The 23,924-nt window shown below is 72.5% G+C and carries 16 protein-coding genes; 1 reads left to right on the forward strand and 15 read right to left on the reverse strand.

Annotated elements, in window-relative coordinates; all coding sequences use genetic code 11:
- Positions 1–9: 9 nt before the first annotated feature.
- The 15 genes from E0F75_RS15475 to E0F75_RS15545 all read right to left on the reverse strand — a co-directional run bounded on the left by E0F75_RS15475 (position 10) and on the right by E0F75_RS15545 (position 22,823).
- Positions 10–1,050: an aldo/keto reductase gene (locus E0F75_RS15475; protein ID WP_187623101.1), complete on the reverse strand. Its 1,041-nt coding sequence runs from the start codon at positions 1,048–1,050 to the stop codon at positions 10–12.
- A complete protein-coding gene (locus tag E0F75_RS15480; RefSeq protein ID WP_187623234.1) occupies positions 1,047–4,940 on the reverse strand; it encodes an ABC transporter ATP-binding protein in 3,894 nt (1,297 codons plus the stop codon). Before E0F75_RS15480 ends, E0F75_RS15475 begins: the two co-directional genes overlap by 4 nt.
- Positions 4,941–5,059: 119 nt before the next feature.
- Positions 5,060–6,469 (reverse strand): LLM class flavin-dependent oxidoreductase, encoded by a 1,410-nt coding sequence (locus E0F75_RS15485; RefSeq protein ID WP_229312680.1) that lies wholly within the window; start codon positions 6,467–6,469, stop codon positions 5,060–5,062.
- A complete protein-coding gene (locus E0F75_RS15490) occupies positions 6,453–7,385 on the reverse strand; it encodes an ABC transporter ATP-binding protein (RefSeq protein ID WP_229312681.1) in 933 nt (310 codons plus the stop codon). The genes E0F75_RS15485 and E0F75_RS15490 overlap by 17 nt, the downstream gene beginning before the upstream one ends.
- Positions 7,361–8,290: an ABC transporter permease gene (locus E0F75_RS15495; RefSeq protein ID WP_187623102.1), complete on the reverse strand. Its 930-nt coding sequence runs from the start codon at positions 8,288–8,290 to the stop codon at positions 7,361–7,363. The genes E0F75_RS15490 and E0F75_RS15495 overlap by 25 nt, the downstream gene beginning before the upstream one ends.
- Entirely contained in the window at positions 8,287–9,360 is a 1,074-nt protein-coding gene (locus E0F75_RS15500; protein ID WP_187623103.1) for an ABC transporter substrate-binding protein, read from the reverse strand. The genes E0F75_RS15495 and E0F75_RS15500 overlap by 4 nt, the downstream gene beginning before the upstream one ends.
- A gap of 39 nt (positions 9,361–9,399) precedes the next feature.
- Positions 9,400–9,903: a flavin reductase family protein gene (locus E0F75_RS15505; RefSeq protein ID WP_187623104.1), complete on the reverse strand. Its 504-nt coding sequence runs from the start codon at positions 9,901–9,903 to the stop codon at positions 9,400–9,402.
- Between the two features lie 347 nt (positions 9,904–10,250).
- Entirely contained in the window at positions 10,251–11,486 is a 1,236-nt protein-coding gene (locus E0F75_RS15510) for an ROK family transcriptional regulator (protein ID WP_187623236.1), read from the reverse strand.
- Positions 11,487–11,945: 459 nt separating this feature from the next.
- Positions 11,946–12,527, reverse strand: coding sequence for a TetR/AcrR family transcriptional regulator (locus E0F75_RS15515; protein WP_187623105.1), 582 nt, complete (start codon positions 12,525–12,527; stop codon positions 11,946–11,948).
- Positions 12,528–12,604: 77 nt separating this feature from the next.
- Positions 12,605–14,194 carry a phosphoglycerate dehydrogenase gene (serA, locus tag E0F75_RS15520; protein WP_187623106.1) on the reverse strand — a complete coding sequence of 530 codons (1,590 nt, stop codon included), beginning with the start codon at positions 14,192–14,194 and terminating at the stop codon, positions 12,605–12,607.
- 237 nt (positions 14,195–14,431) lie between these two features.
- A complete protein-coding gene (gene ilvC, locus E0F75_RS15525) occupies positions 14,432–15,433 on the reverse strand; it encodes a ketol-acid reductoisomerase (RefSeq protein WP_187623107.1) in 1,002 nt (333 codons plus the stop codon).
- Positions 15,434–15,566: 133 nt separating this feature from the next.
- Complete coding sequence (gene ilvN, locus E0F75_RS15530; RefSeq protein ID WP_030216183.1) at positions 15,567–16,094, reverse strand: acetolactate synthase small subunit; 528 nt, start codon at positions 16,092–16,094, stop codon at positions 15,567–15,569.
- 41 nt (positions 16,095–16,135) lie between these two features.
- Positions 16,136–17,986 carry an acetolactate synthase large subunit gene (locus E0F75_RS15535; protein WP_187623108.1) on the reverse strand — a complete coding sequence of 617 codons (1,851 nt, stop codon included), beginning with the start codon at positions 17,984–17,986 and terminating at the stop codon, positions 16,136–16,138.
- 214 nt (positions 17,987–18,200) lie between these two features.
- Positions 18,201–21,038, reverse strand: coding sequence for an EAL domain-containing protein (locus E0F75_RS15540; RefSeq protein WP_187623237.1), 2,838 nt, complete (start codon positions 21,036–21,038; stop codon positions 18,201–18,203).
- Between the two features lie 819 nt (positions 21,039–21,857).
- Positions 21,858–22,823 (reverse strand): 2-hydroxyacid dehydrogenase, encoded by a 966-nt coding sequence (locus E0F75_RS15545; RefSeq protein ID WP_187623109.1) that lies wholly within the window; start codon positions 22,821–22,823, stop codon positions 21,858–21,860.
- A gap of 75 nt (positions 22,824–22,898) precedes the next feature.
- Here E0F75_RS15545 and E0F75_RS15550 point away from each other — a divergent pair, with 75 nt between their 5' ends.
- Entirely contained in the window at positions 22,899–23,921 is a 1,023-nt protein-coding gene (locus tag E0F75_RS15550) for an aldo/keto reductase (RefSeq protein ID WP_187623110.1), read from the forward strand.
- Positions 23,922–23,924: the final 3 nt, after the last annotated feature.

A 23,924-nucleotide genomic window follows, 5' to 3' on the forward strand; every position in this document is an offset into this window, starting at 1 on the left:
ACAGAGCCGTCAGGGACGCGCGCGGCGGCGCAGCTCCGGCTCTCCCAGTGCGGGCGGCACGTATCCGCCGTCCCGGGCCGACAGGTTCGTGCCCGGCGGCACGATCTTGTCGATCCGGTCGAGGACGTCCCTGCTCAGCCGGATCCGGTCGGCACCGAGCTGCGCCTCCAGCTGCTCGAAGGTCCGGGGCCCGATGATCGCCGAGGTGACGGCGGGGTGCTCCAGGACGAAGGCGAGCGCGAGTCGGACGAGGCTCAGTCCGGCCTCGTCGGCGAGCTGGGCCAGCGCCTCGGCGGCGTCGAGCTTGGCCGCGTTCTCCGGGTCGGCGATGTCGAAGCGGGCGGCCTGGCGGTCGATCCGGCTGGACTGCGGCTGCTCCGCGCCCTTGCGGTAGCGGCCCGAGAGCCAGCCGCCCGCCAGCGGGCTCCAGGTGAGGACACCGAGGCCGTAGCGCTGGGCGACGGGCAGCACCTCGCGCTCGATGCCCCGGGCGAGCAGGGAGTACGGCGGCTGTTCGGCGACGACCCGCTCGCGGCCCCGGCGCTCGGCGATCCACTGGCCCTCGACGATGGCGGAGGGCTCGAAGGTGGAGGTGCCGATGTAGCGGATCTTGCCTTGGCGGACGAGGTCGGTCAGGGCGCCGAGCGTCTCGTCGAAGTCGGTCTCCGGCTCGGGCCGGTGCACCTGGTAGAGGTCGATCCAGTCGGTGCCGAGGCGGCGCAGGCTGTTCTCGACCTCGCGGACGATCCAGCGCCGGCTGTTGCCGCGCTCGTTGGTGTCCTCGCCGAGGCTGCCGTGGAACTTGGTGGCCAGCACGACGTTGTCCCGGCGGCCGCCCGCGAGGGCCTTGCCGACGATCGTCTCCGACTCCCCCGCCGAGTACACGTCGGCGGTGTCGACGAAGTTGATGCCGGAGTCCAGGGCCTTGTGGATGATGCGGACGCTGTCGGTGTGGTCGGTGTTGCCACGGGCGCCGAACATCATCGTGCCCAGGCACAGCGGGCTCACTCTTACGCCGGTGCGGCCCAGCAGGCGGTGTTCGGTGGTCATCGTGCACTCCCTTGGACGAGTCGGTCGTGGCGCTCCGCCGCCGCGGGGGCGGACGGGGTGGTACGGGTGGTGGCGCCCTGCCGGTAGGCGTCCCAGAGGCGGCGGTACGGCCCCTGGCCCGCGAGGAGCTGGGCGTGCGTGCCGCTCTCCACGACGGTGCCCGCCTCCAGGACGACGACCCGGTCGGCGCGGGCGGCCGTGGTGAGCCGGTGCGCGACGACGAGCGTCGTACGCCGGCGGCTCAGCGCATCGACGGCGGCGGCCACGCGCCGCTCGGTGGCGAGGTCCAGCGAGGCGGTCGCCTCGTCGAGGAGCAGGACGTCGGGGTCGATGAGTTCCGCCCGGGCGAGGGCGAGCAGCTGGCGCTGCCCGGCCGAGAGGCCGTGGCCCCGCTCCCCCACCGGGGTCAGATAGCCGGCCGGCAGGGCGGCCACCGTGTCGTGGGCGCCGACCGCCCTGGCGGCGGCCTCCACCTCGGCGTCGGTGGCGTCCGGGCGGCCGTAGGCGATGGCGTCGCGGACGGTGACGCCGAACAGGTGCGGCTCCTGCGGAACGATGCCGAGCCTGCGGCGGTAGCCGGTCAGGTCGAGCTCGCGCAGGTCGTGCCCGTCCACCCGGACGGCTCCGGCCACCGGGTCGTAGAACCGGGCGAGGAGCTTGACGACGGTGGACTTGCCCGCGCCGGTGGTGCCCACGAGAGCGACGGTCTCGCCGGGCGCGACCCGCAGCCGGACGCCGTGGAGCACGTCCCGCTCCCGGCCGCCCGCGTAGTGGAACGACACGTCGTCGAACTCGATCTCGCCGCGCAGCGAGGTCACCCGGCGCGGCGCCGCCGCCAGGGGCGTGGCGACGGGGGTGCGCATCAGGCCGCGCAGCCGGCTCATCCCGACGACCGCCTGCTGGTAGCCGTCGAAGACCTGGGAGAGCTGCTGGATGGGCGAGAAGAAGAGTTCGACGTAGAGCAGGAAGGCGATCAGCGTCCCCGCCGTCAGCTCCCCGGAGCGCACCTGCCCCACGCCGACGGCGAGGACCGCGGCGGTGGAGAGCGTGCCGAGGAACTCCACGAAGGGGAAGAAGGTGCCCATGTAGCGCTGGGCGCGCAGCCGCGAGTCGCGGAACGACCAGGCGAGGGCGGCGAAGTGGGCGGCGTTGTGCCCCTCGCGCCGGAACGCCTGGGTGACGCGCAGCATGCCCACGTTCTCCTGGAGGCAGGCGTTGACCGTACTGATCCGTTCCCGGGCCTCCAGGTAGGCGGGGACCGAGTAGTGCCGGAACACGGCGGTCGCGCCGATGAGCAGCGGCAGCGCGGCGAGCAGGACGAGCGCGAGGCCGGCGTCGATGACGAGGAGCGCGGCCAGGACGCCGAGGACGGTGAGGAGGCTGACGACCGCGGTGATCAGCCCGGTCTGGAGGAAGTTGGACAGGGCGTCCACGTCGGTGGTCATCCGGGTCATGATGCGGCCGCCGGGCTCCCCCTCGTAGTAGTCGAGGCCGAGCCGCTGCAGCTGGGCGTAGGTCTTGATCCGCAGGGTGTAGAGGAGCCGCTCGCCGGTGCGTCCGGTGGTGCGGACCTGGGCGACGCCGACGAGCCAGTTCAGGCCGACGACGAGGGCGGCCGTGGCCGAGGCCGCGAGGAGGACTCCCCGGGCCTGGTGGGCGACGCCGCCGTCCACCCCGTGGCGTACGAGGACGGGCACGGCGATCTGCGCGAGGGCGTCCACGGCGACCAGGAGCAGGCCGGCGAGGAGCGGCAGCCGGAACGGCTTCAGGAGGGTGCCGAGATGGAACCGGGGGTCGGCTGAGACCGCCTGCTCCAGCGGCACCCGGGGGTCGTCCTCGGGCAGCGGGAGCCGTTCGAGGGCAGCGAGGAGTTCGGGGGTCGGCGGTGCGGAGCCGAGGACACCTCCCCCCGGTCCGCCGCGGCCCGGCCCGGCGGTGGCCGCGGCCTCGGCGAGCGCGTTGGCGGCCCGTACGGCCGTGGGCTCGTCGTGGACGCGCCCGGAGTCCGCGGGGCGCCGCCACAGCTCCTCGGTGACGCCCCGCGCCGGGGCCGGGGCCTCCTCCTGCCGCCCCTCCTCCCCGTCGGCGGCCAGGAGCGAGCGGAACAGGGCCGAGCGGGAGCGCAGTTCGTCCAGGGTGCCGGTGTCCACGATCCGGCCGCCGTCCATGAGCGCGATCCGGTCGGCCAGTTCCAGCGTCGATTCTCGGTGGGCGACGAGCACGGTGGTGCACCGGCGCCCGGCCTCGCGCAGGGACGCGTGGATGTCGGCCTCGACGCGGGCGTCGATCGCGGAGGTGGCGTCGTCGAGCACCAGGACCGCGGGGTCGCCGAGCAGGGCGCGGGCGAGGGCGATCCGCTGGCGCTGGCCGCCGGAGAGCGTGAGCCCCTGCTCCCCCACGAGGGTGTCGTAGCCGTCGGGCAGCCGCTCGACGAACTCGTCGGCGCACGCGAGGCGGGCGGCCGCCCGGATCTCCTCGTCACGGGCGTCCGGGCGGCCGTACGCGATGTTGGCCCGCACGGTGTCGGAGAGCAGCAGGCTCTCCTCGAAGACGAAGCCGATACGGGAGCGCAGACCGGCCAGGGTGAGGTCGCGGACGTCGTGCCCGCCGACCCGGACCGTGCCCGCCGCCGTGTCGTAGAAGCGGGGCAGCAGGGCGACGGCGGTGGACTTGCCGCAGCCCGCGGGGCCGATGAGCGCGAGCGTCTCCCCCGGGCGCACGTCCAGGCCGAAGCCGCGCAGCAGGGGCTCGCCGGCCCCGTGGGCGAAGGTCACGTCGTCCCAGGCGAGCGCGGGGAGGCCGGCCGGGTCGTCGGTGGGGTCGGTGGGGGCGATGCGGTCGGTGGGGTCCGTGCGGTCGATGCGGTCGGTGGGGTCGGTGCGGTCGGTGGGCGGGACGTCTCCCGACGGGTCTCCCGCCGTCGGCGGGTCGGTGATCCCCGGCTCCTCGTCGATCACCTCGAAGACGCGCTCCGCCCCCGCCCGCGCCTGCTGCCAGACGGTGAGCAGGGTCGCGACCTGACGGACCGGGGTGACGAACGAGCCGAGGTACGCGGTGAAGGCGAGGAAGGTGCCCAGCGAGACCCGGCCGTCGAGCGCCAGCCAGCCGCCGAGGACCAGGACCGCCACCTGCCCGAGCGCGGGCACGGCCTGGAGGGCCGGGTTGTAGCGGCTGGTGAAGGCGACGACGCGCAGCCGCGAGGAGAACAGTCCCCGGACCCGGCGTTCGAGTCCCTCCAGTTCGCGCCGCTCCTGGCCGAAGCCCTTGACGATGCGGACCCCGGTGACCGTGGCCTCGACGGCGGAGGCGACCTCGGCCGCCTCCTGCTGGGCGTGCCAGTTGGCGGGGAAGAGGGTGCGCCGCCCGCGCAGCGCGATCAGCCACAGGAGCGGGCCGACGACCAGGGCGACGACGGTGAGCAGAGGCGAGAGCCAGGCCATGAAGACCAGCGAGACGCAGAACATCAGGGCGTTGCCGGTCATGTTGGGCAGGAACTGCAGCAGGGTCTGGATCAGGGTGATGTCGGAGATGGAGCGGCTCACCACCTGGCCGGTGCGCAGGTCGTCCTGTTGCGCGCCGTCGAGCCGGAGGAGCGCGGCGAAGGCGTCGTTGCGCAGGTCGTACTGGACGCCGAGGGAGAGCCGGCCCGAGCAGTAGCGGCGGACGAAGCTCCCGCCGAAGCGCACCGCGCCGATGCCGGTGAGCAGCAGGATCCAGGGGGCCAGGGAGGTGGTGGTGGAGCCGGCGACGCCGTCGACGACGTGGCGGAGGACGAGGGGCAGCGAGGCGGTGGCGACGGCGGCGACGGCCGCGGCGCCGAAGGCGAGCAGGAGGTCGGTGCGGCGGCGGAGCGCGTACCCGCCGAGGCGGCGCGCCCAGCCGGGCCGCACCGCCGCTGCGGGCCCGCCCCCGGCCGCCCCGGCCGCCTCGGCCGCCGGGGGCGGTGCGGGCTCCGCGGCGGACGGGGACCGTACGGCGGACGGGGCGGCCTTGCCGGGGGGACAGTCGCTCACCGGGTCTCGACCAGACCGGTGCCGAGGTGACCGCCGGGCGTCTCGGCGCCCTCGGTCCCGGCGCCGTCGAACAGCCGGTTGGCGGGCCGGGGAAGGCCGTAGTGGTCCCGCAGGGTGGTGCCGGTGTACTCGGTACGGAACAGGCCGCGTTCCTGGAGCAGCGGCACCACCCGGTCGACGAAGGCTTCGAGGCCCGAGGGCAGGACGGCCGGCATGATGTTGAAGCCGTCGGCCGCGCCGCTGACGTACCAGTGCTCGATGGTGTCGGCGATCTGCTCGGGCGTCCCGGCGAACGTCCGGTGCCCGCGGCCGCCGCCGAGGCGTCCGATCAGCCGGCGCACGGTGAGCCGTTCGCGACGGGCCAGCTCCACGATCAGCGTGTAGCGGCTCTTCGCGCCCTCGATGTCGTCCTCGGTCGGGATGTCCGCGGGCAGTTCGGCGTCCAGGTCGAGATCCTCGGGCGCGATCTTCAGCCGCAGCGCCAGCTGGCGCTTGGCGTACTCCGGCACGATGAGCCGGTCGAGTTCGGCGTCCAGCTCGCGGGCCTCTGCCTCGGTGTCGCCGATGACGGGGACGATGCCGGGGAGGATCTTGATGCCGTCGGGGTCGCGGCCGAGCGCGAGCGCCCGCTGCTTGACGTCCTTGTAGAAGGCGATGCCCTCCTCCAGGGTCTGCTGGGCCGTGAACACCGCCTCTGCGTAGCGGGCCGCGAAGTCCTTGCCGTCCTCGCTCGACCCGGCCTGCACCAGGAGCGGGTAGCCCTGCGGGGAGCGCTCGACGTTCAGCGGCCCCTCCACCCGGAAGAACTCGCCCCGGTGGCCGATGCGCCGGACCCGGTCGGCGCGGGCGTGGATGCCGCCCTCCTTGTCCGCGACCACCGCGTCGTCGGCCCAGCTGTCCCACAGCTTGGTGGCCACGTCGACGAACTCGGCCGCGCGCCGGTAGCGCTCGCGGTGCAGCGGGGTGTCGTCGAGGCCGAAGTTGCGGGCCGCGTCCGCTCCGGCGGTGGTGACGATGTTCCAGCCGGCCCTCCCGTTCGACACGTGGTCGAGCGAGTTGAAGCGGCGGGCCAGGTTGAAGGGTTCGTTGTAGCTGGTGGAGGCGGTCGCGATCAGCCCGATGTGCGAGGTGACGGCGGCCAGGGCGGTGAGGAGCACGGTCGGCTCCAGCTTGCTGACGGGCCGGCGCCCGGGGTCGCCCTGCTGGACGGGGCTGTCCGCGAGGAAGACCGAGTCGAGCAGGCCGCGTTCGGCGATGCGGGCGAGGTTCTGGTAGTGCGCGATGCCGGTGCCGCCGTCGGCGGGGCTCTCGGGGAGGCGCCAGGCCGCCTCGTGGTGGCCGACCGACATGAGGAAGGCGTTGAGGTGGAGGGGCTTGCGGGCGGGGCGGTCAGACGTGTGCGGCATGGGAGTGGTCCTCCGGGCGGGGTGCGGGGGCGAACGGTGCGGAGTGCACGCCGAGCGCGGCGAGCAGGGCGTCGCGGTACTGCTGGAAGCGCGGGTCGCGCCGGTCGCGCGGGGTGGGGAGGTCGATGGCGAGGTCGACGGAGATCTCCCCCTCGTCGAGGACGAGGACGCGGTCGGCGAGTTCGACGGCCTCGTCGACGTCGTGGGTGACGAGGAGGACCGCGGGGCGGTGGCGTTCGTACAGTTCGCGGAGCAGGTCGTGCATCTTGATCCGGGTCAGTGCGTCGAGCGCGCCGAACGGCTCGTCGGCGAGCAGCAGTTCGGGATCGCGTACGAGGGCGCGGGCGAGCGCGGCCCGCTGCTGTTCGCCGCCGGACAGCTCGTGCGGCCAGGACCGCTCCCGGCCGGCGAGGCCCACCTCGGCGAGTGCGGTCAGACCGCGTTCACGGGCGCCGGGCCCGCGCAGTCCCAGGGTCACGTTGTCGAGGACCCGCAGCCACGGCAGCAGCCGGGAGTCCTGGAAGGAGAGCGAGACCCGCTCGGGGACGAGCAGCTCTCCCGAGCCCTCGACGTCGTGGTCGAGGCCGGCCACGGCGCGCAGGAGCGTGGACTTACCGGAGCCGCTGCGGCCGAGGAGGGCGGTGAACTCCCCCGCCGCCAGGGCGAGATCGATCTCCTTGAGGACGACCCGGTCGCCGAAGCGGCGGACCAGGCGCCCGGCCCGTACGGCGGGGGGTGCGTCGGGGTCCTGCGGACGGGGATCCCCCGGGGTGAGGGCCTGAGGACGGGGGGCCCGCGGATCGGGGGCTCCCGGATCGAGGCCCGGCCGGCTGCCGGCCGGGCCGTCGGGGACGGTCTCGGCCTCCCCGGGGCGCGGGTCGTGGTCCTTCGTCAGCCCGCCAGCGTGCGTCGCCATGACAGGGCCCTCCTCTCGACGGCGCGGACGAGGGCGTCGGAGGCGAACCCGAAGGTGCCGTAGGCCACCAGGCCGACGATGATCACGTCCGACTGGGCGTACTGCTGGGCCTGGAACATCATGTAGCCGATGCCACTGGTGGCGTTGACCTGCTCGACCACGATCAGTCCCAGCCAGGACGAGGTGACGCCGAGCCGGAGCCCCACGAAGAAGCCGGGCAGGGAGCCGGGCAGGACCACCTTGCGCAGGAACTGCCGTCGGCGCAGCTCCAGCACCTCGGCGAGCTCCACATGACGGCTGTCGATGCTGGTCAGCGAGGCGTAGGTGTTGATGTAGACGATCACGGCGACACCGAGGGCGATGACGGTGATCTTCATCTGCTCGCCGATGCCGAGCCAGAGGATCAGCAGCGGCAGCATCGCGAGGGACGGAATGGCCCGCTTGATCTGGAGGGGCCCGTCGACGAGGTACTCGCCGGTGCGGCTGAGTCCGGCGACCACGGCGAGCAGCACACCCGAGGCGACCCCGAGCAGCAGACCGAGCCCGGCGCGCTGCAGGGAGACCAGCACGTTGCCCTGGAGCCGCCCGTCGGCGATCAGCTCGCCGGCCGTGGAGACGACCGCGCCGGGGCCGGAGAGGATGCGCGGGTCGAGATAGCCGGCCGCCGAGGCGGCCCACCAGAGGGCGACCACGAGCACGGGGCCGAGGAGCCGCCCGAAGGGCACGCTCCGGCCGGGGCCGAGGCGCCGCCGCCGCTGGACGCCGGAGCGGGACACCGGGACGGTGGCGGGGGGCGCGAGGGCCGGCTTCCGGGCCTCGGAGGGCTTCGTGCCGTCCGGCTTCCGCGGCGGGGCCGGTACGCCGGCCGGGACGCGGGTGCGGACATCGGTCAGGGAGTCGCTCATGATCCCTCCCGGTATGCGGCGGGTACGGCCCCGGAGGCGAGGCCCTCGAAACGCCGGTCGAACAGCGAGGCGGCGTCCACCTTCGGCACGAACCCGCCTTCGGCCAGCAGGTCGGCCGTCTCCTGCTCCCAGGCGATGGCCTTGTCCCAGGAGACGGGGAACTGCGGTTTGGCGAGCGAGGCGACGATGCGGCGGCCGTCGGCCTCCTTCACGCCCTGGTCCTTGACGTAGTAGGCGTCGATCCAGCGGTCGGTGTTCTCCCACGCCCACACCACGCCCTGGGCCCACAGCGGGACGAAGGCACGGACGGCGGCGGCCTTCGCCGGGTCGTTCAGCACCTCGATCGGGGCCCAGAGGACGGTCAGCAGGTCGATGACGTCGGTGGGTACCCGGCGGGCGCCGTCCCCGGCGTACTGGCTCAGGTACTTGGTGAGCGTCGGCTCGCCGAGCGGCGCCGCGTCGACCTGCCTGGACTGGAGGGCGGTGAGGAACTGGGTGCTCGGCAGTTCGACGAGATCGACGTCGCCGTTGGCTATCCCGGCCTTCTTCAGGGCCCGCAGGACGACCACGCCCTGCGCCTGCCCCTGCGAGAAGGCGATCTTCTTGCCCCGGAAGTCCGCGACGCTCCGGACGGCCGAGCCCGGCGCGGTGGCGAAGACGTACGAGGGCTTCCTGCGCACCTGTACGGCGACGATGCGGGATTCCACGCCGATGGCCTCGGCCTGGATCGGCGGAATTCCGGCATTGCTGGCCAGGTCGATGGAGCGCGCCCGGAATCCCTGGATGATGTCGGGTCCCGCGCTCAGATTGGGCCACTCGGAGACGGTGAAGGGGAGTTTCTTTCCGATGCCGGATTCGGCGAATTGAATGCGCGAACTGCGGACGGCGACGGTCAGCGAGGTACCGGCCGGCGGCGGCCCGGTGGGCAGCTCCTTCAGCGGTACGGAATGGGCGGCGTTACTGGTCTGGGGCGCGCATCCGGCGGCGGCGAGGACGGCGCCGGACGCGAGGGCGAGGAAGCCTCTCCGCCCGAGGGCGGGGGACGGTGGCGGGTGCGGGAAGGAGGGCATCAGGGGAGTTCCTGTCGGGTGCGGTGCGCGGGCGGAGGGTCAGAGGGAGTGGTAGCCGCCGTCGTGGAAGAGCAGCGGGCGCCGGTTCGCGTCCTGCCAGGCGTCCACGACGCGGCCGATGACGATGCGGTGGTCGCCGGCGGGGACGAGCTGCTCGATGTCGACGCGCAGCCAGCCGGTGACGCCGTCGAGGACCGGGTCGCCCTGGTCGAGCCGCCGCCATCCGGTGGGCCGGGCGAACCGGTCGATCCCGCTGGTGGCGAAGCGCCTGGCCAGGTCCTCCTGTTCGGCGCCGAGGAAGTTGACGACCGCGGACGTGGCGCGCCGGAGGTGCGGCCAGGAGGAGGAGCGGGTCGCGATGCCGAAGGAGAGGAGCGGCGGTTCGAGGGAGAGGGAGGTGAGCGAGGTGGCGGTGAAGCCGACGGGGCCGGATCCGGCGTCCGCGGTGACGACCACGACGCCGGCCGGATAGGCGCGGAACGCCTGCTTGAAGAGGCCGGGTTCGAGACCGGCCGCGGGATGCGAGGACAAGGAGACAGTCATGTTTCCCCCGGGCGACGGAGAAGGAGGACAGGGCGGAGGACGGCACGCCGAAGCCGGACGGGACGGCATGCGGGCACGGCGGTGGAAGGGCCGGAACGTCACGCGTACGGGAAATGGCACGCGTGGAAAAGGAAAGCGGGACCGGGAGCCGGGAAAACCGCTCGGATCAACAGGCGCGGCAGGGACGACAGGAACGACGGACGCGTGCCGAATGCGGCACGTGGCGTCGGGTCCTCTGCGGGCTGCTCATGAATACATCTTCCCGTTCGCGCTCCGAGCGGGTCAACAATGCAACTTTCTGAATTAAGTCGGTATTCGCCGGGAGTACGAGCAGGGCGCCCCCGCCGTCAGGACACCGCGGGCAGCGCCGGCCAGGGGCCGAGCGGATCGTCGTGCAGGGCGCCGAGGGCGACGGCCGTTCCCGCCACGGCCAGGACCCGGCCGGTGAAGCTGCTCGGCACGACGGAGCGCTCGGGGTCGTCGCAGACCAGCGACCGTTCGGCCGTGGTGGCCCGCAACTCGGCCAGGCAGGGTGCCAGTCGGCCGACGCTCGGTTCGACGACGACGAGTACCTCGGGGTCGAACATGTCGAGGAGGACGGCCGCGGCCCGGCCGACGAACCGGGCCCGCCGGCGGAACACCGAGACCGCCACCTCGTCCCCGTCCACCGCCCGCCGCAACAGCTCCGGGAACGACTCGGCGATCAGACCCCGCCGGGCAGCCCGGCGCAGCATCGCGGGCTCCGACACCTCGGACTGGAGGCAGCCGGGGACGCCGCACTCGCAGGTCGTGCCGGCGTCACCCGTCCCCACCGGCAGATGGGCGATGTTGCCCGCGCCGAACCTCGGCCCCTGGTGCACCGCTCCGGAGGAGACGAAGGCCGCGTCCACCACGTTTCCGACGAAGAGCACCACCGCGCTGGCCCGGGTCGACGCGACGCCGACGAGCTGTTCGGCGCGGGCCAGGGCGCGGGCGTGACTGTCCACGTGGACGGGGAGCCCGGTGGCCTCCGCGAGCACCTCCCGCACCGGGACGTCCCGCCAGCCCAGTTGCGGATGGTGGACGACGACCCCGGCGGCCGGGTCGACCCAGTGGCCGGTGGCGACGCCGAGCGCGAGCGCGGTCCGGTCGGCGCCCTGGGCGGCGAGCATCCGGGGCAGCCCCTCGGCCACCCGGTCGAGCACCTCGGTGGGTTCGGTGCCGGTGTGCGGGAGGCGCTCCTCGGCGACGAGGCGCCCCCGGAGGTCCATGAGAGCGAGCGTGGTGTGGGTGACGGCGACGTGCGCGCCGGCGAGGAGATAGCGCGCGGTGTCGATCTCGACGGGGATGTGGGGGCGGCCGAGGCCTCGCGGACCTGCCGTCTCCGGGCCCTCCTTGACGAGCCCCCGGCCGATCAGCGCGCCGCAGTGGCCGGTGACCGAGGCGGGCGAGAGACCGGTGAGGCGGGCGATCGTGCTGCGGGCGACCGGTCCGTGGTCGAGGATCGCCCCCAGGACGGCTCCGGTGCTGGCGGCGCGGCGCGGGGGGACGGCCGCGGAGGGGATGTCGGCGCGGCGCAGGGGGACGGGGCGGGAGGAGGACATGCGCGTTCTGTCCACGAGGGCCTTCTTCGGGTCCGTTGCGGTGGTGCGTACCGCCGCCGCGCGGGGTGCGGCCGCCCGTCCCGCCGGGTGCGGCGGCGGGGAGGGACGGCGGACCGGAGGGGCCGGACGGACGGGGGCCGTTCCGGGGCGGGCGGACGCGCGAAGCTCCCGGGCGGGAGCCGCTCTCGGCGTGCGCCGACGGGCCGCGGGTCCACTCCCCCGGAAGGCGCTCTCGGGGTGTCAGGGGGCCGCGCGGTCTCCGCCGTACGCTCGCGGAGCTACGGACACGCGGCAGAGCACACACGCTTCAGGTCGACGTGACCTCGTGTCGTGAGAAGCGCGGAACGGTGCATGGCGCGCAACATAGCCCGAGTGCCGCAAGACGGTCAATCGACGGCCCGCATGATGGACGGCGCCCGCCCGGGCGCTTCTCGGGCCCCCGACGATCATGACGTGACGTCAGTTTCGCTCCCCCATGAGCACTTTGAGTCCCTCCGTGAGGTCGTCCGCCGTCGGCGCCGTCTCCGGGTCCACCATCCACTGGATCATGACGCCGGTGGCGAGGGCCTGGCAGAGCAGTCCGGCCACCCGGGCCTTCTCCGGCTCCGCCTCCGGGTCGATGCCGAGGAAGCCCTCGGCCATGCCGAGTCGGCCCTCGCGCTGCGGCTCCTTGATCGCCTCGCGCAGCTTCTCGTCGTCGTCGAGCCGGGTGACGATCTCGGTCTGGAGCTTCCAGACGGGCCGGCTGGCCCCGGCCGCGGCGATGACCTGCTCCCAGACGGCATGGAAGCGCCGGTACGGGTCGGCCGGCAGCTCCCGCTTCTCCTCGCCGCTGCCCGCGGGGCCGACCGCCTCGCCCCACTCCTCGGTGACGGCGAGGAAGGCCTGCTGGAGCAGGGCGTCCTTGGAGCCGTAGTGGTAGCCGATGGAGGCGAGGTTGGTGCCGGAGGCGGCGACGATGTCGCGGGCCGTGGTCCGCCCGTACCCCTTTTCCAGGAGGCAGCGCTTGGCGCCTTCGAGCAGGTCTTCCTTGTGTCCCATGACAGCACTGTACCCGGCCGGTAGACGCTTGTGTAAGACGAGCGTCTACCAACCGGGTACGGGAACTCCGGGGTGCGTCAGATCAGGTTGACCGAGCGGGCCGAGGCGGCGCCGATCTCGTCCGAGATCTCCGCGAGCACCGCGGCCGGGACGGTGTCGTCCACGGTGAGGACGACGAGCGCCTCGCCGCCCTCCTCCGCGCGCGCCACCTGCATGCCCGCGATGTTCAGACCGGCCTCGCCGAGGATCCGGCCGACGGTGCCGACGACACCCGGACGGTCCTCGTAGCGCAGCACGACCATGTGGTCGGCGAGCGCCACGTCCACGTCGTAGTCGCCGACGGCGACGATCTTCTGGAGGTGCTTGGGGCCGGCGAGCGTGCCGGAGACCGCGACCTCCTCGCCGTTCGAGAGCGTGCCGCGCACGGTGACCACGTTGCGGTGGTCGGGCGACTCGGAGCTCGTCGTCAGACGCACCTCGACGCCGCGCTCCTGCGCGAACAGCGGGGCGTTGACGTACGACACGGTCTCGTCGACCACGTCCTCGAACACGCCCTTGAGCGCGGAGAGTTCGAGCACCTTCACGTCGTGCTGGGTGATCTCGCCGTACACCTCGACGTCGAGACGGGCCGCGACCTCGCCCGCCAGGGCGGTGAAGATCCGGCCGAGCTTCTCGGCGAGCGGCAGACCCGGCTTGACGTCCTCGGCGATGACACCGCCCTGGACGTTGACCGCGTCCGGCACGAGCTCACCGGCGAGCGCCAGGCGCACCGAGCGGGCGACGGCGATGCCGGCCTTCTCCTGGGCCTCGTCCGTGGACGCGCCGAGGTGCGGGGTGCAGACGACCTGGTCGAGCTCGAAGAGCGGGGAGTCCGTGCAGGGCTCCTTCGCGTACACGTCGAGGCCGGCACCGGCGACCCGGCCCTCCTTGAGCGCCGAGTACAGCGCCGCCTCGTCGACGATCCCGCCGCGCGCGGCGTTGACGATCCGGACCGAGGGCTTGACCTTGTGCAGCGCCTCGTCGCCGATGAGACCGAGGGTCTCGGGGGTCTTCGGCAGGTGGACGGTGATGAAGTCGGCGACCTCCAGCAGCTCGTCCAGGGCCAGCAGCTTCACCCCCATCTGGGCGGCGCGGGCGGGCTGCACGTAGGGGTCGTACGCGACGATCTTCATGCCGAAGGCCGACATGCGCTGCGCGACCAGGACGCCGATGCGGCCGAGGCCGACGACGCCGAGCGTCTTCTCGCTCAGCTCGACGCCGGTGTACTTGTTGCGCTTCCACTCGCCGTTCTTCAGCGCGGTGTTGGCCTGCGGGATGTTGCGCGCGGTGGCGACGAGCAGACCGCACGCGAGCTCGGCGGCGGTGACGATGTTCGAGGTCGGGGCGTTGACGACCATCACGCCGGCCTTGGTGGCGGCGGAGACGTCGACGTTGTCCAGACCGACACCGGCACGGGCGACGACCCGGAGCTTGTTCGCGGCGGCGATGGCCTCGGCGTCGACCTTGGTCGCGGAACGGACCAGGATCGCGTCCACGTCCGCGATGGCGGGGATCAGCTCGGCGCGGTCCGCGCCGTTGCAGTGCCGGATCTCGAAGTCCGGGCCCAGCGCGTCGACGGTGGCGGGCGACAGCTCTTCAGCGATGAGTACGACAGGTTTCGAGCTCACGTGAGTCCTCACAGATCCAGTGCGGACGGCCGTCCCGACGGCCGCAGGCGGTGGAGGGGGCTTGCCGCGTGAAAGCGCACGACGCTGTGGGCCTGAACGCGAATGTTGTTGAGCAGTGTAGTGGTGCGTCGGCGCCGATCATGCGCCTCGTTGGAAGGATCACCCGTCCGTGGTTGGACGGGGTGTCCAACGATGTGGAGAGGGGCCGGACACACGTCCGGCCCCCTTCCCGAAGGCTTACGCCTCCTCGTCGTTCACCCAGCTCATGAGCTTGCGCAGCTCCTTGCCGGTGGTCTCCAGGAGGTGGTTCTCGTCCTGGGTCTTGTACTCGTTGTACTTCTTCAGACCGCCGTGGTACTCGGCCATCCACTCCTTGGCGAAGGTGCCGTCCTGGATCTCCGCGAGGACCTTCTTCATCTCGGCCTTGGTGGCGTCCGTGATGATCCGCGGGCCGGTGACGTAGTCGCCCCACTCGGCGGTCTCGGAGACCGACCAGCGCATCTTCTCCAGGCCGCCCTCGTACATGAGGTCGACGATGAGCTTCAGCTCGTGGAGGCACTCGAAGTACGCGATCTCCGGCTGGTAGCCGGCCTCGGTCAGGGTCTCGAAGCCCGCCTTGACCAGCGCCGCGGTGCCACCACAGAGGACGGCCTGCTCGCCGAAGAGGTCGGTCTCGGTCTCCTCGGTGAAGGTCGTCTTGATGACGCCGGCGCGGGTGCCGCCGATGCCCTTGGCGTACGAGAGCGCCAGCGCGAAGGCGTTGCCGGTCGCGTCCTGCTCGACGGCCGCGATGCACGGAACGCCGCGGCCCTCCTCGTACTGACGACGGACCAGGTGGCCCGGGCCCTTCGGGGCGACCAGGGCGACGTCGATGCCCTCGGGCACCTTGATGAAGCCGTAGCGGACGTTCAGACCGTGGCCGAAGAAGAGCGCGTCGCCCTTCTTGAGGTTGTCCTTGATGGACTCCTCGTAGACCTGGGCCTGGATCGGGTCCGGGGTCAGGATCATGATGAGGTCGGCCTCGGCGGCGGCCTCGGCGACGGAGACCACGCGCAGGCCCTGCTCCTCGGCCTTGGCCTTGGACTTCGAGCCCTCCTGCAGACCGACGCGGACGTCGACACCGGAGTCACGGAGCGACAGCGCGTGGGCGTGGCCCTGGCTGCCGTATCCGATCACCGCGACCTTGCGGCCCTGGATGATGGACAGGTCGGCGTCGTCGTCGTAGAACAGCTCGGCCACTGGGTATCTCCTTGAGGTGCTGGTGTTGCGTCCCACCGTACGGCGGGGAGCGGGAGGAAAGTTTTCGGGTCTCGTCAGTCGGACCGGCGGATGGACCGGCGGTCGACCTTCGACGACTCCGGGGCGATGATTCTCAGGCGCTGCGGTCGAGGGCCCGGAGGGACCGGTCCGTGATGGACCGGGAACCACGCCCTATGGCGATCGTGCCGGACTGCACGAGCTCCTTGACGCCGAACTGCTCCAGCATCTTGAGCATCGCGTCGAGCTTGTCACTCGAACCGGTGGCCTCGATGGTGACCGCCTCGGGCGAGACGTCCACGGTCTTGGCGCGGAACAGCTGGACGATCTCGACGATCTGGGAGCGGGTCTCGTTGTCGGCGCGGACCTTCACCAGGACGAGCTCGCGCTGGATCGCAGCGCTGGGCTCGAGTTCGACGATCTTCAGGACGTTGACCAGCTTGTTGAGCTGCTTGGTCACCTGCTCCAGGGGCAGGTCCTCGACATTGACCACGATGGTGATGCGGGAGATGTCGGGGTGCTCGGTGATGCCGACGGCGAGGGAGTCGATGTTGAAGCCGCGGCGCGAGAACAGGGCGGCGATCCGGGCGAGGATGCCGGGCGTGTTCTCGACGAGAACGGAGAGCGTGTGCTTGGTGGACATGGTCTGGGTCTCTTCCTTTTCGCTCTGCTTCGTTCCGCGCTTCAGTCGTCTTCGCCGTCGCCGAAGTCGGGGCGGACGCCCCGGGCGGCCATGACCTCGTCGTTCGAGGTGCCGGCGGCGACCATCGGCCAGACCTGGGCGTCCTCGTGGACGATGAAGTCGATGACGACCGGACGGTCGTTGATGGCGTTGGCCTCGGCGATGACCTTGTCCAGGTCGGCCGGGTCCTCACAGCGCAGGGCGACACAGCCCATGGCCTCGGACAGCTTGACGAAGTCGGGGACGCGGGTGCCCTTGTTCGCCTGGACGTCGTCCGGGCCGGAGTGCAGGACGGTGTTCGAGTAGCGCTGGTTGTAGAAGAGGGTCTGCCACTGGCGGACCATCCCGAGGGCGCCGTTGTTGATGATGGCGACCTTGATCGGGATGTTGTTCAGGGCGCAGGTGGTGAGCTCCTGATTGGTCATCTGGAAGCAGCCGTCGCCGTCGATCGCCCAGACCGGGCGGTCGGGCATGCCGGCCTTGGCGCCCATCGCAGCGGGGACCGCGTACCCCATCGTGCCGAGGCCGCCGGAGTTCAGCCAGGTGGCCGGACGCTCGTAGTCGATGAAGTGGGCGGCCCACATCTGGTGCTGGCCGACGCCCGCGGCGAAGATCGTGTCGTCGGGGGCGAGCTGGCCGATGCGCTGGATGACCTGCTGCGGCGAGAGGCTGCCGTCCTCCGGCAGGTCGTAGCCGAGCGGGTAGGTCTCGCGCCAGCGGTTCAGGTCGCTCCACCAGGCGGTGTAGTCGCCCTTGTTGCCCTCGCTGTGCTCGGCCTGGACGGCCTGGACCAGGTCGGCGATGACCTCGCGGGCGTCACCGACGATCGGGACGTCGGCGGTGCGGTTCTTGCCGATCTCGGCCGGGTCGATGTCCGCGTGGACGATCTTGGCGTACGGGGCGAAGCTGTCGAGCTTGCCGGTGACGCGGTCGTCGAAGCGGGCGCCGAGGGCGACGATCAGGTCGGCCTTCTGCAGCGCGGTGACGGCGGTGACCGCACCGTGCATGCCGGGCATGCCCACGTGCAGCGGGTGGCTGTCGGGGAAGGCTCCGAGCGCCATCAGGGTGGTGGTGACCGGGGCGCCGGTGAGCTCGGCGAGGATCTTCAGCTCGGCGGTGGCGCCGGCCTTGATGACGCCGCCGCCGACGTACAGGACGGGGCGCTTGGCCGCGCTGATCAGCTTGGCGGCCTCGCGGATCTGCTTGGCGTGCGGCTTGGTCACCGGGCGGTAGCCGGGCAGGTCGGTCTGCGGCGGCCAGCTGAAGATGGTCTTCGCCTGCAGGGCGTCCTTGGAGATGTCGACCAGGACCGGGCCCGGGCGGCCGGTGGAGGCGATGTGGAAGGCCTCGGCGATCGTCCGCGGGATGTCCTCGGCCTTGGTGACCAGGAAGTTGTGCTTGGTGATCGGCATCGTGATGCCGCAGATGTCCGCCTCCTGGAAGGCGTCCGTGCCGATCGCCTTCGAGGCGACCTGGCCGGTGATCGCGACCAGCGGCACCGAGTCCATGTGCGCGTCGGCGATCGGGGTGACGAGGTTGGTCGCACCGGGGCCAGAGGTCGCCATGCAGACGCCGACCTTGCCGGTCGCCTGGGCGTAGCCGGTGGCCGCGTGGCCCGCGCCCTGCTCGTGCCGGACCAGGATGTGGCGGACCCTCTGCGAGTCCATCATCGGGTCGTACGCGGGGAGGATCGCGCCGCCGGGGATGCCGAAGACGGTGTCGGCGCCCACTTCCTCGAGAGAACGGATGAGGGACTGCGCGCCCGTGACGTGCTCGACGGTGACGGCGGGCTGCGCGCCGCTGCGGGGCCGCGGCTGCGGATGGTGCCCGGTGGCCTGGTCGGTCATCAGCATCTCTTCTCGAAGCAGAGGTTTTACGAGGGTTTGGGACGACTTTGGGGTGAGTCAGTGCAACAAAAAACCCCTCGTGCCGTGAGGCAAGCGAGGGGAGCGCGTCGGGTGCGTTTCAAGCGGGGCCTGCCGTGACCCTGCTTCAGCCGACGCGCTTTCCAAGTACGAGAATTCGGGTGCGCATGGCAATGACCCTCCCTCTCAGCCCTCACCACTGTCAAGTGGGTGGGACGGGCGTCTCATTATTTGAGCGAAACGGGGGACGGTTTCCGACCCGGACGGGGACCGCTCCGGGCAGCGGGTACTCGTCCCGTACGAGCGCCCTGCGCAGCCGGTACTCGTCGAGCGGGCCCGAGAAGGCCATGCCCTGGGCGTGGCTGCAGCCCATCGCCCGCAGCGCGACGACCTGCTCCGGTACGTCGACGCCCTCGGCGACGGTCTGCATCCCGAGCTCGTCCGCGATGCGGAGCACCCCGCGGGTGATCTTGCGGAGCCGGGCCGACTCGACGACGCCCTCGACGAGCCCCCGGTCCAGCTTCAGTATGTCGACGGGAAGCCTGCGGAGGGCGTTGATCGCCACATGTCCGCTGCCGAATCCGTCGAGCGCGATCCGCACCCCGAGGCGGCGCAGGGTGACCAGGCGCTGCTCCAGCTCGTCGAGCGGGATCCGGGGGTCGCTGTCGGCGAGCTCGACGATCAGCGAACCGGACGGCAGCCCGTGCCGGGTGAGCACGGACTCGATCGAGCCGAGCGGCAGGGAGCGGTCCAGGAGGCGGCGGGCGGAGAGCCGGACGGACACGGGGGCGCGATGGCCGATTCCCGCACGCTCGGCGGCCTGCTCGACGGCCTCTTCGAGCAGCCAGCGGCCGAGCTCGGCGGTGCGCTCGCCGTCGTCGGTGACCCGGAGGTACTCGGCGGGGGTGAAGAGGATGCCCTGGGCCGAGCGCCAGCGCGCCTGGGCGCTGACGGCGGAGATCCGGCCGGTGGCGAGGTCGACGACCGGCTGGTGGAGCAGGGCGAACTCGCCGTCGTGGAGGGCGGTGCGCAGCCGGGCGGCCAGTTCCGTCCGGCGGACCACCTCTGCCTGCATCTGGGGCGCGTAGAGCTCGACGCGGTCCTTGCCGGCCGCCTTGGCGCGGTACATGGCGAGGTCGGCGTTGCGCAGGAGGTCGCCCGCCTCGATGCCGGGCTCGGCGAAGGCGACGCCGATGGAGGCGGCGACCCGCACCTCGTTGCCCCCGTCGACGCGGTAGGGCCGGGAGAGGGTCAGGCGGAGCCGGTCGGCGATCTCCTGGACCTGCTTCTGGCGGGCCGCCTGGTCGCGGCCGCCGTCGCCGAGGATGAGGGCGGCGAACTCGTCGCCGCCGAGCCGGGCGGCGGTGTCCCCGGCGCGTACCGAGTCGTGGAGGCGGCGGGCGGCCTGGACGAGGAGGTCGTCGCCCGCCTGGTGGCCGAGGCGGTCGTTCACGCCCTTGAAGCCGTCGAGGTCGATGAAGAGCACGGCGGTGCCGGGGTCGGAGGCGCGGCGGCCGCTGAGGGCCTGCCGGACCCGCCGGGTGAAGAGCGCCCGGTTGGGCAGGTCGGTGAGCGGGTCGTGCTCGGCGTTGTGCTGCAACTGGGCCTGGAGCCGCACGCGTTCCGTGACGTCCCGGCTGTTGAAGATCAGTCCGCCCTGGTGCCGGTTGACCGTGGACTCGACGTTCAGCCAGTCGCCGCGGCCCGAGCGGAACCGGCACTCGATCCGGGTGGTGGGCTCATCGGCGGGCGAGACGGCCAGGAAGCGCCGTACCTCGTGGACGACGGCGCCGAGGTCCTCGGGATGGATGAGCGAGGCGAGCTCGGAGCCGATCAGCTCCTCGGCGTCCCGTCCGTACACCCCGGAGGCGGCCGGGCTGACGTAGCGGAGGATCCCGGTCGGCGCGGCGATCATGATGACATCGCTGGAGCCCTGCACGAGTGACCTGAAGTGGTTCTCCTTCTGGGCCAGTTCATGGGTCAGGGCGATGTTGTCGAGGAGCATGATGCCCTGCCGTACGACGAGGGCCAGGACCACCGTGCAGCCGGTGAGGACGACGACCCGGTCGACCCTGCGCCCTTCCACGACGTTGTACAGGATGCCGAGGGTGCAGACCGCGGCGGCCAGGTACGGCGTGAGGGCGGCGAGCGAGCCGGCGACCGGGCGGCTGTGCAGCCACGGCCCGCGCGCGGTGACGGCGCTGTCCGGGATGCGGCGCACACCCCAGGGCGCGTAGGCGAGCAGCAGGGAGCCGGCGAACCAGCCGGCGTCGAGCAGCTGGCCCGAGGCGTAGTTCTCACGCAGCAGCGGCGAGGTGAACAGGGCGTCGCACAGCACGGTCAGGGCGAGGGCGGCGATCGCGGTGTTGGTCGCCGAGCGGTTCGCCTGCGAGCGCCGGAAGTGCAGCACCAGGACCATGCTCACGAGGACGATGTCGAGCAACGGGTAGGCGAGCGACAGTGCCGCCTGGGCGACCGGCTCGTTCTGGAAGTGGGCGGTACGGGCGAGGGCGAGGCTCCAGGAGAGCGTGAGCAGCGAGCCCCCGATGAGCCAGGCGTCGAGCGCCAGGCAGACCCAGCCGGCCCGGGTGACGGGCTTCTTGGCCAGGACGAGCAGGCCGACGATGGCCGGCGGAGCGAAGAGTAAGAAGAAGAGGTCGGCGATGGAGGAGTCGGGCACCTCCGAGCGGAGCACGACCTCGTACCACCCCCACACCGCGTTGCCCGCGGAGGCCATGAACGAGGAGAACGCGAAGAGCAGCCAGGCGGGGCGGGCGCTGCCGCGGTGGGCGCGCCCGTAGAGGAAGCAGGAGACCGCGGCGGTGAGGGCGGCGGCGCTGAGTCCGAAGTCGCCCATGAAGAGCGCGATTTCCGGTGATCCCCAGCCGAGCGAGGCGCCGGTCGTGTAGCCCGCGCAGATCACCACCAGGGCGATCTGGGCGAGGAGCGAGCCGAAGCCGGGACGCCCGGGGTCCGGGTGTCCGGATTCGCCTCCGCCGCCGACGGGGCGCCGTGCGAGGACCGCCCCGGGCGCGCTCACCGGTCCCTCCGGCGCCGCGCCACCGCACCCGGCCGCGTCGTGCGGGCGCGCCGGCGGCTCGTCGGCGCCGCCGGGAGCGTGCCCGTCGCAGTCGTGGGGGCCGGCGGGGTCCCGTACGGCAGGGGCGGCCCGCTCCGGTGCGGCACCCGGCTTCCGTACGGCAAGGGGCGGCCCGCTCCGGTGCGGCGCCCGGCTTCCGTACGGCAGGGGCGACGGACTCCGGCGCGGCACCCGGCTTCCGTACGGCAGGGGCGACCGGCTCCGGCGCGGCGGCGTCGCAGGCGCTGTGTGGCGTGAAGTCGCCATGAGGCGCGGGTGCGCCGCGCGGCGCGGCGGCGCGGGTGGCCGGGGCCGTGGCGTCGCCGGGGCGAGCGGCCGTGCCCGGTGGTTCGGCACCGTGACCCTCGGCTCGGCGGTCCGTTCCGGTGCGCGGTCCGGAGGTCGGGCCGCTGTCCGGCCCGACCTCCGGTCCGGTGTCCGGTGGCTCGGCTGCTCGGGGCGCGAGGTGCGGCGCGGCCTGGTCCGGCACGGCACGTGCGAGGCCGGCGGCGAGGCGCGGAAGGCTCGCCGGCGGCGGCGTCGCCGCGTCGGATCGTCGCTCCTCCGGCCGTGCTTCACCCGTCGCCCCCCTCGAAACCTGATGACCCGTCACTTCGCTCCCCAGCGTCAGCCCGTACTCGACGCAGTCCCCCCGCTCCGGGACGATACACCAGGACGGTCACTCAGGGACAGGGTCGCAGTACTCTCCGTGACGGTCCAGGGGCTTGCAGGCGGCGCGTGTCGGGGGCGCGTACCACCCGACCGGCCCAGCACGGCCGGTCAGCCGGTGGTGAGCAGGACGTTGGCCGGCTCCTCGCCCGCCACGAACCGCCGCAGCTGCCCGGCGATCAGCCGCTTCGCCCGCGGCATGAAGGCCGAAGTGGAGCCTCCGACATGGGGGCTGATCAGGACACCGGGAGCGTGCCACAAGGGATGCCCGGCCGGCAGCGGTTCCGGGTCGGTGACATCGAGTGCCGCCGTGATCCTGCCGCTCTCGACCTCCTTGAGCAGGGCCGCGGTGTCGACGACCGGCCCGCGGGCGACGTTCACGAGGAGCGCCCCGTCCTTCATCCGGCCGAGGAACCCGGCGTCGGCGAGATGCCTGGTCGCGGGCGTAAGCGGAGTGGAGAGCACGACGACATCGGCGTCCGGAAGCAGCGCGGGCAGCTCCGTCAGGGGGTGGACCTCGCCGCGCGCTGTGGTGCGCGCGGAGCGTGCGACGCGCGACACCCGCGCGCACTCGAAGGGCGCGAGCCGGTCCTCGATGGCGGCGCCGATCGACCCGTACCCGACGATCAGGACGGACTTGTCGGCGAGGGCCGGGTAGAAGCCGGCCCGCCACTCCTCGGCGTCCTGGCCGCGCACGAAGCCGGGGATGCCGCGCAGCGAGGCCAGGATCAGCGCGAGCGTGAGCTCGGCGGTGCTGGCCTCGTGGACGCCCTTCGCGTTGCAGACGGCGACTCCCGGGCGCAGCGAGTCGATGCCGGGGGTGACGTGGTCGATGCCCGCGGACAGGGTCTGCACGACCCTCAGCGAGGTCATCGCGGCCAGCGGCCGTACGGCGATCTCGGAGCCCTTCATGTACGGGACGACGTAGAAGGCGCAGTTCGCCGGGTCGGCCGGGAACTCCGGTCCGCCGTCCCAGCAGCGGTAGTTCAGGCCCGACGCGCCCGGTTCGGGGAGATCCTCGATCTCGTCCGCGGGAATCGGAAGCCACACGTCGGCGGTCGTGTTCTCAAGTCTCATGAGCGGGAGGCTATGCGAAGGATCCCGTGCGTCATTGGTTACTTTGGGGGACGGCACAGGGAGGGGTACCGGCAGGTGGAGCGCAGGACTATCGGGGCGACGGCGCTCGACGTGGGTGCGATCGGCCTGGGGTGCATGCCGATGAGCTGGGCGTACAGCCGTTCGGAACAGCGGGGTGACCGCTCGCTGCGGACCGTGCACGCGGCGCTGGACGCCGGGGTGAGCCTGCTCGACACCGCCGACATGTACGGTCCGTTCACCAACGAGCTGCTGGTGGGGCGGGTGTTGAAGGAGCGACGGGCGGACGCCTTCGTCTCGACGAAGTGCGGACTGCTCGTCGGCGACGGCGGCGAGCGCCGGCACGTGGTCGCCAACGGCAGGCCGGGGTACGTCCGTCGGGCCTGCGACGCCTCACTGCGACGGCTCCAGACCGATGTGATCGACCTCTACCAGCTGCACCGCGCGGACCCCGAGGTGCCGGTCGAGGAGACCTGGGGAGCGATGGCCGAGCTGGTCTCGGCCGGCAAGGTCCGGGCGCTCGGGCTCTGCGCCGTCGGCAGCCGCTCGGCCCGGCGGGGCGCGACCGGCGTCAGCCGCGACGGATATGAGGGAACGATCCGCCAACTGGAGCGGATCCAGCAGGTGTTCCCGGTGGCGGCGGTGGAGGCCGAGCTGTCGGTGTGGTCCCAGGAGGCGCTGGTGCGGCTGCTGCCGTGGTGTGCGGCGCGGGGTGTCGGCTTCCTGGCGGCGATGCCGCTGGGGAACGGCTTCCTGACCGGGACGCTGACCCCGGGCGGCGGCTTCGAGCCGGACGATCCGCGGGCCCGGCACCCCCGGTTCACGGCGGAGATGATGGCGGCGAACCAGCCGCTGGTGGCGGGTCTGCGGCGGGTGGCCGCGCGGCACGGGGCGGAGGTCACCCCGGCGCAGGTGGCGCTCGCCTGGGTGCTCGGCCGGGGGCGGCACGTCGTGCCGCTGCCGGGGGCGAAACGGGAGTGCTGGGCCGTGGAGAACGCCCGGGCGGCCGGGCTGCGGCTGACGGCGGCGGACCTGGCGGAGATCGCGGCCCTTCCGGCGGCCCGGGGGTCCTGGGACTGAGTG

It is taken from the genome of Streptomyces sp. CB02980 (genome assembly GCF_014451325.2).
Taxonomy (GTDB): Bacteria; Actinomycetota; Actinomycetes; order Streptomycetales; family Streptomycetaceae; genus Streptomyces.